The sequence below is a fragment of the Streptococcus mitis genome (assembly GCF_946188685.1).
Classification (GTDB): domain Bacteria; phylum Bacillota; class Bacilli; order Lactobacillales; family Streptococcaceae; genus Streptococcus; species Streptococcus mitis_CC.
In genome coordinates, this window is record NZ_CAMHWH010000007.1 from 88079 (window position 1) to 102720 (window position 14642).

Here is a 14642-nt window from a genome sequence, read left to right on the forward strand (position 1 = left end):
TTTATAAATATGAAGGAGATTTTCATGGCTAAAAAAGGTGCCCTAACAGGTTTACTCCTGTTTGGAATATTTTTTGGTGCGGGGAACTTGATTTTTCCGCCTTCTCTAGGTGCTCTATCTGGAGAACATTTTCTTCCTGCCATCGCAGGTTTTGTCTTTTCAGGCGTCGGTATCGCCGTCTTGACTCTTATTATTGGAACGCTAAATCCTAAAGGATATATCTACGAGATTTCTACAAAGATAGCGCCTTGGTTTGCGACTCTTTACCTCTCAGTTCTTTACTTGTCAATCGGTCCATTCTTTGCTATCCCACGTACAGCTACAACAGCTTACGAAGTAGGGATTAGCCCTCTTTTGTCGGATGCAAATAAAGGTCTTGGTTTGATTGTCTTTACGGTTCTTTATTTTGTGGCTGCCTATTTGATTTCGCTTAATCCATCAAAAATCTTGGACCGTATCGGCCGTATTTTAACGCCAGTCTTTGCGATTTTGATTGTTATCTTGGTTGTTCTGGGAGCTTTCAAATACGGTGGAACAAGTCCTCAAGCTGCTTCAGCTGCTTATCAAACTTCTGCCTTTGGTACAGGTTTCCTAGAAGGTTACAATACCTTGGACGCCCTTGCTTCAGTTGCCTTTAGCGTAATCGCAGTTCAAACCTTGAAACAACTTGGATTTTCAAGTAAGAAAGAATACATTTCAACTATTTGGGTGGTTGGTATCGTTGTTGCCCTTGCCTTCAGTGCTCTTTATATCGGTTTAGGTTTCCTTGGAAATCATTTCCCGGTACCAGCTGAGGCTATGAAGGGTGGAACACCAGGTGTTTACATCTTGTCACAAGCCACTCAAGAAATCTTTGGCTCAACAGCCCAACTCTTCCTGGCAGCTATGGTTACCGTAACCTGCTTCACAACAACTGTTGGTTTGATTGTGTCAACAGCTGAGTTCTTTAATGAACGTTTCCCACAAATCAGCTACAAGGTTTATGCGACAGCCTTTACCTTGATTGGATTTGCCATTGCTAATTTGGGGCTTGATGCGATTATCAAGTACTCCATTCCAGTACTGGTTATCTTGTACCCAATCACGATTGCTATCGTTATGATTGTCATTGTCAACAAATTTGTAGCTCTTTCAAAACAAGGTATGCAGTTGACAATTGCTGTTGTTACAGCTATTGCCATTGCAAGCGTATTAGGAAGCTCATTTAAAGTTGAGTTTCTTGCAAATCTTGTCAATGCTCTTCCTTTTGCCAAGGCATCTCTCCCATGGTTGGTACCAGCCGTTGTCGGAATCTTGCTCTCATTGATTCTACCAAACAAGCAAGAAAGCGATGTTTTTGAAATGGAATAATCATTAAAATCACTTTTGTAGCCAAGTCTACAGGAGTGATTTTCTTTTTTTATCCGATGATAAATGTGTTATAATAGGTAGCAAAAGAGGTGAAGAAATGAATCAAACAGTAGAATATATCAAAGAACTAACAGCCATCGCATCGCCAACAGGCTTCACTCGTGAGATTTCGGACTATTTAGTCAAGACTCTAGAAGGTTTTGGGTATCAGCCAGTTCGTACAGCCAAGGGCGGTGTCAATGTGACCATTAAAGGTCAAAATGATGAACAACACCGCTATGTGACTGCCCATGTAGATACGCTGGGGGCCATTGTCCGTGCTGTCAAACCAGACGGCCGTCTTAAATTGGATCGTATCGGTGGTTTCCCTTGGAACATGATCGAAGGAGAAAACTGTATCGTTCATGTGGCTAGCACAGGTGAAAAAGTATCAGGCACCATCCTCATCCACCAAACTTCTTGCCATGTCTACAAGGATGCAGGAACTGCAGAACGCACGCAGGACAATATGGAAGTGCGTTTGGACGCCAAAGTAACCAATGAAAAAGAAACTCGTGCCTTGGGGATTGAGGTCGGTGATTTTATCAGTTTTGATCCACGAATTGTCGTGACAGAGACAGGTTTTATCAAGTCTCGTCATTTGGATGACAAGGTCAGCGCAGCGATTTTGCTTAACCTGCTTCGTATTTATATGGAAGAGAAGATTGAGTTGCCAGTAACAACCCATTTTGCCTTTTCAGTCTTTGAAGAAGTGGGGCATGGTGCTAATTCTAATATTCCTGCTCAAGTAGTCGAATATCTGGCTGTGGATATGGGAGCTATGGGGGATGATCAGCAAACAGATGAGTACACAGTGTCCATCTGTGTCAAGGATGCTTCAGGTCCTTATCACTATGACTTCCGTCAACATTTGGTTGCTTTGGCTAAAGAGCAAGATATTCCATTTAAGCTGGATATCTATCCGTTTTATGGTTCAGACGCTTCAGCGGCTATGTCTGCAGGTGCAGAAGTCAAACATGCCCTTCTCGGTGCTGGTATAGAGTCTAGTCATTCTTATGAGCGTACTCATATTGATTCGGTGGTCGCAACAGAACGAATGGTTGATGCTTATCTTAAGAGCGAATTGGGAGACTAATATGTGCCTTATTTGCCAGAGAATTGAGCTCATCAAGAAGGGAGAAAATCCCTATTTTGTCAAAGAGTTGGAAACAGGCTATCTTGTGATTGGAGACCACCAGTATTTTGCAGGTTATAGTCTCTTTCTAGCCAAGGAACATGTCACCGAATTGCACCATTTGAAAAAGGAGACAAGACTCCGTTTTCTAGAAGAAATGAGTGTGGTCCAAGAGGCGGTTGCTAAGGCCTTTGCTGCTGAGAAAATGAATATCGAACTGCTAGGAAATGGCGATGCCCATCTTCATTGGCATCTGTTTCCTAGACGAAGAGGTGACATGAATGGTCACGGTCTCAATGGACGTGGTCCAGTCTGGTGGGTTCCCTTTGAAGAAATGACAGCAGAAACCTGCCAAGCAAAATCGGATGAGATTAAAAGATTAGTCAAACGTTTATCGTCAGAAGTAGATAAACTATTAGAAATAAAGGAGTAGAAATGAAAAAAAGATACCTTATCTTGACAGCCTTGCTAGCCTTGAGTCTAGCAGCTTGTTCACAAGAAAAAGCAAAAAATGAAGATGGCTCAGCTAAGACAGAGCAAACTGCTAAAGCTGATGGAACAGTTGGAAGTAAGTCTCAAGGAGCTACTCAGAAAAAAGCAGAAGTGGTTAATAAAGGAGACTACTACAGCATCCAAGGGAAATACGATGAAATCATCGTAGCCAATAAACACTACCCATTGTCAAAAGACTATAATCCAGGGGAAAATCCAACAGCCAAGGCTGAGTTGGTCAAACTCATCAAAGCGATGCAAGAGGCAGGTTTCCCAATTAGTGACCATTACAGTGGCTTTAGAAGTTATGAAACTCAGACCAAGCTCTATCAAGATTATGTTAATCAAGACGGAAAGGCAGCTGCTGACCGTTACTCTGCCCGACCTGGCTATAGTGAACACCAAACTGGCTTGGCCTTTGATGTTATTGGGACTGATGGTGATTTAGTAACAGAAGAAAAAGCAGCCCAATGGCTCTTGGACCATGCAGCTGATTATGGCTTTGTTGTCCGTTATCTCAAAGGTAAAGAAAAAGAAACAGGCTATATGGCTGAAGAATGGCACCTTCGTTATGTCGGAAAAGAAGCAAAAGAAATTGCTGAGAGTGGTCTCAGTTTGGAAGAATACTACGGCTTTGAAGGCGGAGATTATGTCGATTAAAAATAAACTTTTCTCTTGCAATTCTAGATAAATAGTGTATAATAGATGAGTATGTGTAAAGCATACTTGTGGGAGGTAAAAATCTTTAATTACCGCCAAAACCACAAAGGAGGATTTAAAAATGGCTAAAAAAGTCGAAAAACTTGTAAAATTGCAAATCCCTGCTGGTAAAGCTACACCAGCTCCACCGGTTGGACCTGCTCTTGGTCAAGCTGGTATCAACATCATGGGATTCACAAAAGAGTTCAACGCTCGTACAGCTGACCAAGCTGGTATGATTATTCCAGTTGTTATCTCAGTTTACGAAGATAAATCATTTACTTTCGTTACGAAAACACCACCAGCTGCTGTTCTTTTGAAAAAAGCTGCAGGTGTTGAAAAAGGATCAGGTACACCGAACAAAACTAAAGTTGCTACAGTTACTCGTGCACAAGTACAAGAAATTGCAGAAACTAAGATGCCAGATTTGAACGCAGCAAACGTAGAGTCTGCAATGCGTATGATCGAAGGTACTGCTCGTTCTATGGGATTCACTGTTGTTGACTAATCAATAATACAGTAGAAAATCTCACAGCAGTCTATTAGTTGCTTTTCATACTAGGCAAGTGACTGAAGCTTGTACTTGGGTACAGCAAGGGAGCTTAACGAAGTAGGAAAAGAAAAATAATAGACTGAAAACCCGCAAGACTTCATCATTTCGAGAAGTGACGTGGGAGATGAAAATCGATTGAACCACTTACAAGGAGAATAGAAAATGGCTAAAAAAAGCAAACAACTTCGTGCTGCTCTTGAGAAAATCGACAGCACAAAAGCATACAGCGTAGAAGAAGCTGTAGCACTTGCAAAAGAAACTAACTTTGCAAAATTTGACGCAACTGTAGAAGTTGCTTACAACTTGAACATCGACGTTAAAAAAGCTGATCAACAAATCCGTGGAGCAATGGTATTGCCAAACGGTACTGGTAAAACTTCACGCGTTCTTGTTTTCGCACGTGGTGCAAAAGCTGAAGAAGCAAAAGCTGCTGGTGCAGACTTTGTTGGTGAAGATGACCTTGTTGCTAAAATCAACGACGGTTGGTTGGACTTCGACGTAGTTATTGCTACACCTGACATGATGGCTCTTGTTGGACGTCTTGGACGTGTCCTTGGACCACGTAACTTGATGCCAAACCCTAAAACTGGTACTGTAACAATGGATGTTGCTAAAGCAGTTGAAGAGTCTAAAGGTGGTAAAATCACTTACCGTGCTGACCGTGCAGGTAACGTTCAAGCAATCATCGGTAAAGTATCATTTGAAGCTGAAAAATTGGTTGAAAACTTTAAAGCTTTCAACGAAACAATCCAAAAAGCAAAACCAGCTACAGCTAAAGGAACTTACGTAACAAACTTGACTATCACAACTACTCAAGGTGTTGGTATCAAAGTTGACGTAAACTCACTTTAATCAGTAGTTTATAACAGAGAACGAGTGCGAAAGTGCTCGTTTTTTTGTCTTTAGTTATTGATTCTAAAGAATCGATGTGGCTTCATTCGTTTTTTCTTTTATGATTTAGGAGAAAAAATAATTGAAAAAAATCAGAGAAAGTTTTGTATTCTATTATTGAAATTGTTGAGGTTATGGGATAAAATCCGAACGATTTTTTTAGAGGTATTAATGGTAGATGTATAGATAAGTGTATAGATTCTTAAAAATGTTAACACAGGCTTATAAAAAGGCCGTAAATATAATATTTAAGTTATAAAAATAATGAAAACATAAAATATCAATTTAAAGATAAAATCGAAAAAACCGTACATTAAACTCGGATGTTTGTTTAAAAACTCATCAAATAGAAATATTATTTAATGGGATTTAAAAAAATAAAATAAAAAGCGAAAGATTTATAAGAGATTTGAAGATTCAAAATAAAAAGTGCTTGCAAAATATTTGAAAATATAGTATTATAATTATGCATGTTAATTGTGGATGATAAAAATTCCTCTTTTAAGTTTTAAGAGAGGAATTTTTATTTTTGTCTATATATTAAATTCTAAAATCCCATATTATGTATAAAGTAAGATAAAGTTTATATTTTATCCATAATAGATATAATATAGCTATAAATACTTATGTAATGCAAATTCAAATATTATTACCGGACGAAACAACATAATAACACATAAAATATAGAAATAAGATTTCATTTTATACAATATCAGGATAAGGACTTTATTTGTATGAAATAAGATAAAATATCAATAAAAATATTTGTTTTATAAAGATAAAGTCACTATATAAGTAATAAATAAGTAATAATTTAAACAATTATTTATTTGTTATCATATTTATTGCTAAAAAAACTTAAAAATGATAAAATGGCTTTGAATATTGATGGTGTTTGCTGGTACTATCTAAAAGATGGTCCTCTAAGTATTTTAGAAAATATAAAGGGGTCTTTTTATGTATCATCTTGGCTATTAATATCGCTAATAAACTGACTATTTTATGGAGGATATATGTCAAAAATGAAGGACAAGCAGAAAGATTTTCGAACAGAAAAGTACATTCGTTACGGTATTCGTAAATATAGCTTTGGTGCAGCATCAGTAGCTATTGCAGCTGGTTTGATGTTCCTTGGTAACGGCGCAGTATCTGCGACGGAAGTACAAGGTACGGAAACTGAAGTAGTAGCAGCTCCAGCTGAAAAATCAGATCAGCATACTACAGAAGCAAAACCTGAAGTTAAAGTAGAAGAGGCTAAAAAAGTAAACAAGGCAATACTGGAAGCAAGTATCGCGACTTTAGAATCTAAACTTTCAACTGCAAAATATGCGGATGCTACAGTAGTAAATTCAGCTAAGGAAGTATTGGTAACAGCTAAAGCAGCTCTTGCTAAGGCTGAATCTAACCAAGCTGATGTAGATGCCCAAGCCGAAACTGTATCAGCTTTGAGCACAGTTGTTACTGAGTCAAATACTGCTGGTTTCGATAACAAACAAGCAGCTGAAAAAGAAGCTACGAAAGCTGAAGCTGAAAAGAAAGCTACTCCAGCTGAGAAAGCTCTTTCAGTAGCAACAACAACTCTTACACAAGTATCATCAGAAGCTGAAGTAACAAACAAATTAGCTGAGACTGAACTTGCTAAGGCTGATGTCAAAGAAGAAAACAAGGCAGCAGTTACAGCGGCAGTCGCTAAGAACCAAACAGTACTTGCTGAAACTAAGGCTCTTTTGGTTGATAAGAGTGTCACAAAAGAGCAAGTAGATGCACAATTGGAACGCCTTAACGAATCAATCCTTGCAGTCTACAACGAGTTGAAAAATGCAGGGATTAACCGTGATGGTAAGTTCGCGGTAGCTCTTTCAGCTAACGAAGGATATACAGCAGCTTCCACAGAATTACGAAAAGAAAATGGCGAATTCAATGGAGCTACTGGTAAATCTTACAAAGTATTAGATGGTAACAACAATTACAAAATTTATGTTCATGGTTATCAATCAGAGAATACAGAAGTGCCTGCGGCTAATAGTGGACAAGCAGGGATAAGTGGTCGTACTGATATTCCTTTATCAAAAACAGAAGCTCAGAAACTTGGTCGTGAAGCTGCTCTATGGAAAGGGAAACTTCGTGCTACAGGAAAAACTAATGGGAATACAATATGGGGTGCGGGTGGATCTTATGAATATTTAGCGACAGAAATTTATGGATACACATATGAACAAGGCAATCACTACGTGTATATTACTGATGCTAAAAAACGTTTTACTTTATCACCAGAAGCAGAAGCTGCGGGATATAAAATTAAAGATATCCAACTAAGTAACTTAGTTCCTGGTACAGGATATAATGAAAAAACAGATACTGTAGAAGGATACGTAGCATCTACTCTTCAAAACGGTGTATATGACATGCGCTATATTGTAACTGTAGAGAAAGATGGAGCTACTCAAGAAGTTACTTTCCGTGACTTAACAGCTGGATGGATTGGATGGCAAGACTCAACAGCTCCATTAATTAAAGGTACATCTACAATGGTCACAATCGGAGATGAAGTGAACCATAATATTAAATATGTTGATAACGATGGAATGAGTCGTGATGAAAGAACTGGTTATGTATACAGAAGTAATGGAGAAAAAGTTGTTGCCGGTTCAAAAACGGCTCCTGGAGGCACGAATGGAGCAACCTTTACTGCAGTTGATGGATCTAAAGTAAATACCCAGAACGGACCACAAACTGTTACAGCCCACACAGCCTTAAATGGTAATTTTACGGGAAGTAAAACTTCGATAAATGATGTTGTACCAGGATTAAATTATGATCCAAAAACTGGAGATATTACAGGAACAGCGTCAGAAGCTGGAATTTATACAGCAAATGTTTACGCCAAAGACTATAATAATACAACCAATGCGAAAAATCAGGATTGGAATATGTATGGTCAAGAAGCTCATGAAAATATTACGATTGCAGTAGCTCCAAAAATTACTGTATCTAATGTTGAAGCGTATGCAACAAAAGTTCCAGTATCTGTTTCTAACGGTGCTAATAAAGCAGAAATCACAATGCCAGATGGAACAGTTACAAAATTAGTTGTAAAAGACGGTAAATGGACTGTAGCTGCAGGAACTACTAATACAGCTGTAAAAGAAGGAGATCAACTTGGAGATGCTTCGGCAACAGCAGCGTCTAAAATTAATATTCCTGTTACTTCAGACTCTACACAATATGTTGGAGTAGATAGTATTGTAGCGAAAGCAACAACTGATAAAGTTCGTGCAGACTTACAACGTGAAGTTGTGAAAGTGAAAGATGCAAATAATAAAGAATATACAGCTACATTTAATAGTGCAACTGGTAAATATACGCTTCCAAATGAAGACGCATATGTCTTAAAAGACAATGGAGATGGAACTACAACATTAACAGAACGTCGTGTTTATACAGATGCAAAAGCAGATGGTAGTGTTGACTATATTGTATACGAATTCACTCGTACATGGAATGCAACATCTTCAGCAGCTACTTTAACAGAAAAAGTTGCAGAAATTCGTAAGAATGGTGAAGTAACAGCCGTAGGAGATGTAACTCGTACAGTTACTGCATTACCAAAAGCGCAAACAGCTGATACAAAAGGAGTTACGGTTACTGTAACTTATGATTCAGCAACAAATACATGGACTGCTTCTGATGGGTCTACAGTTACTGCTGAAAAATCAAATGCTGGATGGAAGATTTCTACAGATTCAGGATTTAAAGGATATGTAGCTTTCCGTGAAGCAACAGGAACAGACGTAGCTTCTATTCAAAATGATAAACCAACTGGAACTTCAACAAGTTATTCAGATACTCAAGGGAATTCTGTAGACTTATTGAAATCACCAAAAGCAAATGTAGCATTTGAAGATAAAATTGACGATGAGTCAGATGATGCTCAATCTGAGACAATTAAAACTAAATTGACAGTAACTTCACCAAGTGGAGCTAAAAAAGAATTTAATTTAGCAGAAGCAGAAGAAAAAGCATATATTCAAGCACAACGTACTGCAGCAGAAAAAACAAAAGCAGCAGCAGAAGCGATTGCGAACGCTCAAGGAGCAAATAATGAATTAGCGAAAATTCAAGAATTAGTAGACCGTCAAGATAGAATTGTAGAAGATGCTCAAAAAGCTTTAGACGATTTAAATCTTCGTACAATTTCACCAACAGCGAGAGATTTAGCTGAGAAGAAATTAAATGCGGCAAAAGAACAACAAGCATCACTAAAAGCAGAATTAGATAAAGCGGCAGCAGCATTACCTGATGTAGAAGCAAAAGTGAAATCAGCTCGTGATGAAGCTCTTGCAGCTGAAAAAGCTGTAGAAACAGCTCGTGAAGCATTGAAAACAGCAGCTGAGAAAAACTTAGCAAACCCAGAAATCGCAGCATATACATTAGGTGAATATGGAAGTTATAAAGTAATAGTAAGATCTGTTGACTCAAATGGTGTTGTAACAACTCCAACAGTAGGAAAAACAGATTCAGGAGAAGTTACAGAAGATGCAGTTGCAGAAACAACTTACTACATTGTAGTTTCTAAACCTGAAAAATCTGCTGGAGCAGAAGGACAAAAACAAACTGATTCAATGGAAACAGGATTCAAGACTGGTTTACCAAATAATGCAGAAGTATCTGACTACAAACTAGTTGACCCATTATCTGGTAAAAAAGTAAGTTCTGTAACTACTGATGAAGGTACTTATGAAATTGATGAAAACACAGGTAAAGTGAACTTCACACCAGCTCCAGGATTTATCGGTACAGCTAAACCATTAACAGTTTCAGCGAATGTAACATTAACAGGTGATGATGGGCAACCAGTAGTAGTAGAATCTTCAACTACTTACACACCAACTGTATATGGGGTTAAACCATCAAGCGATGAAACTAAAGGAAAACAAGGACAACCTCAAGAATCTAAATCAGGAAAAGATCGTTTCTCTGAATTAAACACAGGAACTAACACTCCAGATGGAACAAATGTAGACTGGTCTACAGCTAAGTACTCATTAGAAGGTGCGAATGAAGAAGGTAAAGTTGTAGTAGAAGGCGAAGGAACATATGCGATTGATCCAGCTACGGGAGTAGTAACATTCCAACCAGAACCAAGCTTCAAAGGTAAAGCAAAAGGAGTAGATGTTAAAGTAGCTGTAACAGCAACAGATTCAGAAGGAAATAAAGTTGAAGTTACATCTAGTGGAGACTACACTCCAGAAGTGGAAGCAGTAGAACCAACTGCAGAACCAAAAGAAACAAGTGGAAAACAAGGTAAACCACAAACTCAAGATGCTACTACAATGTTCAAAGAAGGTGACGAAACAGCGCCAATCGATAAATCTACAGTGAAACTTGTAGATCCAACAGGTGCAGAAGTCACAACAATGCCAGCTCTTAAAGATGGAAAAGAAGTCGGTACTTATACTTTAGATCCAGAAACTGGAGTAATTACATTCCAACCAGATAAAGACTTTACTGGAACACCAGCCCCAGCTAAAGTAACAGCGGCAGACAAAAACGGAACAAAAGTAGAAACAACTTATACTCCAACTGTGACTCCAGTAGTACCAGAAGGACAAGATAAAACTACGACAAACCTTCAAGGAAAACCTCAACAAAGTAAAGTAGTCTTTACACCAGGGGACGATGAATTCCCAATCGATGATAAAGTTCCGGCAACATTTGAAGATGGAACAACTGAAAAAGTAGTACCAGGAGAAGGAACATACACAGTAGATTCAGATGGAACAGTTCACTTCCAACCAGAAAAAGACTTCACAGGAGTAGCTAGAGGTGTAACTGTAAAACGTGTTGATACCAATGGAACACCAGCTACTGCGAAATACACACCGATTGTTAAACCAGTAGTACCACAAGGATTCGATAATGTGACTACAGGAGTACAAGGTCAAGAACAAAATGGTAAACCTTACTTCAAACCAGGTAATGAAGCAGTACCAATCGATTACGATAAACCAGCAACATTACTTGACCCAGAAACGAAGCAACCTGTTCCTTCAAATGAACTTCCAGCGAAAGATCCAGAAGGAAATGTAATCGGTAAATATACTTTAGATCCGACTACAGGAGTAGTGAAATTCACACCAGAAGATAAATCATATGTAGGGCCAGTACAACCAGTAACAGTTCAACGTGTTGATAAAAACAATACACCGGCAACAGCTGATTATACTCCAGTAATCGTAGGGGTTAAACCAACAGCTAAGCCAGCTGAATCAACGGATGTACAAGGTGCAACACAAAAACAACCTATTACATTCAAAGGTGGAACTGCAGATTTAGAAGATCCAGTTGGAAATCCAATTAAATCAGATCCAGTACCGATTAATCCAGGTTCAGTTACATTAGTAGGTGAAGATGGAAAACCAACTAATGAAGTGGTTGTAAAAGATCCAAAAGATCCAAATAAAGTAATCGGTAAGTATACTCTTGTGAAAGAACTTGGTAAAGATCCAGTTGCAGTATACACACCAGAAGACAAAACATATGTAGGGCCAGTTCCACCAGTAACAATTGAAGCAAAAGATACAAACGGAACTCCAGTAAGAACTACGTACACACCTAACATTAAACCTGTAACACCAACAGCAACACCAGCTAAAACAACAGATATTCAAGGTAAAGCGCAAACAGGATTACCAGAATTCAAAGGTGGAACAGTAACGGTTAATGACGAAGAGAAAGTTGTTCCAATTGATGAAACAAAAGCTCCAAAACTAATCGATCCTAAGACAGGTAATCCAGTTGATTCTGTAACAGTTGAAGGAGAAGGAACATACACAATCGAAGATGGTAAAGTTAAATTCCAACCAGAACCACAATTTACAGGAACAGCTACAGGTGTAGAAGTTCAACGTGAAGATACAAACGGAACACCTGTAAAAGCTAAATACACTCCAACGGTAACTCCAGTTAAACCAACAGGAGAAGACGTTACGTCAGAAGATGTACAAGGTGCTGAACAAAATGGAACACCAAAATTCACACCAGGAAATCCTGATGTTGCAATTACAATTACTGATGAGCAACCAGCGAAATTAATCGATCCAGAAACAGGGAAGCCAACTGATAAAACCACAATAGTGATTCCTGATGAAGGAAAATACACAATCGATCCTAAGACTGGAGAAGTAACATTCACACCAGAACCACAATTTACTGGTCAAGCAACAGGGGTAACTGTTCAAGTGAAAGATGCGAACGGAACACCTGTAGAAGCAAGCTATACACCTAAAGTTAAAGGTGTAACTCCAACAGCAACACCAGCTAAATCTAAAGATATTCAAGGTAAAGCACAAACAGGATTACCAGAATTCAAAGGTGGAACAGTAACGGTTAATGGTGTACCAAAAACTGTTGAGATTGATGAAACAAAAGCACCTAAACTTCTTGATCCAGAAACAGGAGAACCAACTGATGAACCAGTAGTAATTCCTGGAGAAGGAACATACACAATCGAAGATGGTAAAGTTAAATTCCAACCAGAACCGCAATTTACTGGAAAAGGAGAAGGTGTAGAAGTTCAACGTGTAGATAAGAATGGAACGCCAGTAACAGCTAAGTATACTCCAAAAGTAGTGCCAGTAACGCCAACTGGAGAAGATAAGACATCAGTAGGACCTAAAGGTCAACCACAAACAGGAACACCAGTATTCAATGGTGGATCAGTGAAAATCAATGGAAAAGAAGAAACTGTTGAAATTAATACTGACGAACCAGCGAAACTAATCGATCCTAAGACAGGTGATTCAGTTGATTCTGTAACAGTTGAAGGCGAAGGAACATACAAAATTAATCCTAAGACTGGAGAAGTAACATTCACACCAGAACCAGAATTCCTAGGAACAGCTACAGGAGTAACTGTACAACGTGTAGATAAGAACGGAACAGAAGTAACGGCTAAATACACTCCAACAGTAACACCAGTAACAGCGACTGTAGACAAAACTACAGAAGGACCTAAGAATACTCCTCAATCTGAAACTCCAGAGTTCACAGGAGACGTAGATTTAGATGTACCACCAACATTCTCTGATGGTTCAACTAAGATGGTTGTTGACGGAGAAGGAACTTATACTATCGATAAAGATGGTAAAGTAACATTTACTCCAGAAGAAGATTACGTAGGAACTGGAGAAGGTGTGACTGTTGTAAGAAAAGATAAAGCAGGAAAAGATATTTCTGCGAAATACACTCCAACAGTTCGTCCAGGAACAGACTATGTAGATGAAAATGGTAAAGAAATTCCAGGATTCCCAAGTAAAGATGGAGAACAACCTAAGGTAGATATTCCAGGATATAGATATAAAGAAACAATTACTGATGAGCATGGAAATACTCGTCATATCTATGAACAAGTGAAAACATTCTTCAAGGATAAAGATGGAAATCCAATTCCAAAAGTTCCAACTGAAAAAGGAGAACAACCTAAGAAAGATATCCCAGGCTACCGCTTCGTAGAAACTAAACCACTTCCAAATGGAGATACTGAGCATATCTACGAAAAAGTGAAAACATTCTTCAAGGATAAAGATGGAAATCCAATTCCAAATACTCCAACAGAAGAAGGCGAACAACCTAAGAAAGATATTCCAGGCTACCGCTTCGTAGAAACAAAACCACTTCCGAATGGTGATGTCGAGCATGTTTATGAAAAAGTAACACCACCAGCTCCAACACCTTCACCTGTTCCTCAACCAAATCCAGGTAATCAAAATATTACAATTTGGACAGATGAAAATGGTAATCCAGTGAAACCATCTGAACCAGGTTCTAAAGAGCCAGGAATAATTCCAGGTTACGAATACGTCAAGACCGTGACAGATTCAAATGGAAGCATCAGACATATCTTCAAGAAAGTTGAGATGCCAACTCCAAGACCAGTTGAGCCAGCTACTCCAGCAATGCCTGAACAGCCAGCTAAACCTCAAGTACCAGCTACTCCAGCACAACCAGTACAACCAACAGCAGTGAAAGAAGCTGAAGCTAAGCGTGAATTGCCAAATACTGGTACAGAAGACAATGCAAGCCTTGCAGCACTTGGACTTCTCGGAGTCTTGAGTGGATTTGGTCTTGTAGCTCGCAAGAAGAAAGAAGATTAATTCGATTTTTTCTAATGAGTATTTAGTAAAGTAGAAACCAATGATTTTTGATCATTGGTTTTTCTGTGCTTGTCAAACATTTTCTGAAGAATAAAGTATTAAAATTCGATAAAAACTAAAAACATCTCATTATATTTTATAAAATAAAAATTAAAAATATAAAAAACGAAACATATATTAAACATTATAATCCAAAAAGTAACTTTGAAATATAAAATTTATTTATTTTGGTGAAAATTATAAGTCAAATACTTTGAACTTATGAAATAGATGTGTTATTATTAATTTGTATCTTAAGTGCAGGTTTTCGACACATAAAACATTGTTA

At 38.2% G+C, this 14642-nt stretch carries 7 protein-coding genes; all 7 read left to right on the forward strand.

Going from position 1 to position 14642, the window contains the following annotated elements:
- Positions 1-24 precede the first annotated feature (24 nt).
- The 7 genes from brnQ to N8N51_RS07740 all read left to right on the forward strand — a co-directional run bounded on the left by brnQ (position 25) and on the right by N8N51_RS07740 (position 14314).
- Complete coding sequence (gene brnQ / locus N8N51_RS07710; RefSeq protein ID WP_261103943.1) at positions 25-1350, forward strand: branched-chain amino acid transport system II carrier protein; 1326 nt, start codon at positions 25-27, stop codon at positions 1348-1350.
- Between the two features lie 97 nt (positions 1351-1447).
- Positions 1448-2485 (forward strand): M42 family metallopeptidase, encoded by a 1038-nt coding sequence (locus tag N8N51_RS07715; protein ID WP_261103945.1) that lies wholly within the window; start codon positions 1448-1450, stop codon positions 2483-2485.
- Between the two features lies 1 nt (position 2486).
- The gene (locus N8N51_RS07720) at positions 2487-2957 is read left to right on the forward strand and encodes an HIT family protein (protein WP_261065636.1); all 471 of its coding nucleotides are present in this window, start codon (positions 2487-2489) and stop codon (positions 2955-2957) included.
- A 2-nt stretch (positions 2958-2959) separates the two neighbouring features.
- Positions 2960-3676, forward strand: coding sequence for an LD-carboxypeptidase LdcB/DacB (gene ldcB / locus N8N51_RS07725; RefSeq protein ID WP_084886664.1), 717 nt, complete (start codon positions 2960-2962; stop codon positions 3674-3676).
- A gap of 121 nt (positions 3677-3797) precedes the next feature.
- Positions 3798-4223: a 50S ribosomal protein L11 gene (rplK, locus tag N8N51_RS07730; RefSeq protein WP_001085809.1), complete on the forward strand. Its 426-nt coding sequence runs from the start codon at positions 3798-3800 to the stop codon at positions 4221-4223.
- A 207-nt stretch (positions 4224-4430) separates the two neighbouring features.
- Positions 4431-5120 carry a 50S ribosomal protein L1 gene (gene rplA / locus N8N51_RS07735; RefSeq protein WP_001085675.1) on the forward strand — a complete coding sequence of 230 codons (690 nt, stop codon included), beginning with the start codon at positions 4431-4433 and terminating at the stop codon, positions 5118-5120.
- 1061 nt (positions 5121-6181) lie between these two features.
- Positions 6182-14314, forward strand: a complete 8133-nt coding sequence (locus tag N8N51_RS07740) for a YSIRK-type signal peptide-containing protein (RefSeq protein WP_261103948.1) — start codon at positions 6182-6184, stop codon at positions 14312-14314.
- Positions 14315-14642: the final 328 nt, after the last annotated feature.

Bases quoted from the DNA above. Each gene is read 5' to 3' on its own strand.
- brnQ (WP_261103943.1), top strand. From the start codon at position 25: ATGGCTAAAAAAGGTGCCCTAACAGGTTTACTCCTGTTTGGAATATTT.
- N8N51_RS07715 (WP_261103945.1), top strand. From the start codon at position 1,448: ATGAATCAAACAGTAGAATATATCAAAGAACTAACAGCCATCGCATCG.
- N8N51_RS07720 (WP_261065636.1), top strand. From the start codon at position 2,487: ATGTGCCTTATTTGCCAGAGAATTGAGCTCATCAAGAAGGGAGAAAAT.
- ldcB (WP_084886664.1), top strand. From the start codon at position 2,960: ATGAAAAAAAGATACCTTATCTTGACAGCCTTGCTAGCCTTGAGTCTA.
- rplK (WP_001085809.1), top strand. From the start codon at position 3,798: ATGGCTAAAAAAGTCGAAAAACTTGTAAAATTGCAAATCCCTGCTGGT.
- rplA (WP_001085675.1), top strand. From the start codon at position 4,431: ATGGCTAAAAAAAGCAAACAACTTCGTGCTGCTCTTGAGAAAATCGAC.
- N8N51_RS07740 (WP_261103948.1), top strand. From the start codon at position 6,182: ATGAAGGACAAGCAGAAAGATTTTCGAACAGAAAAGTACATTCGTTAC.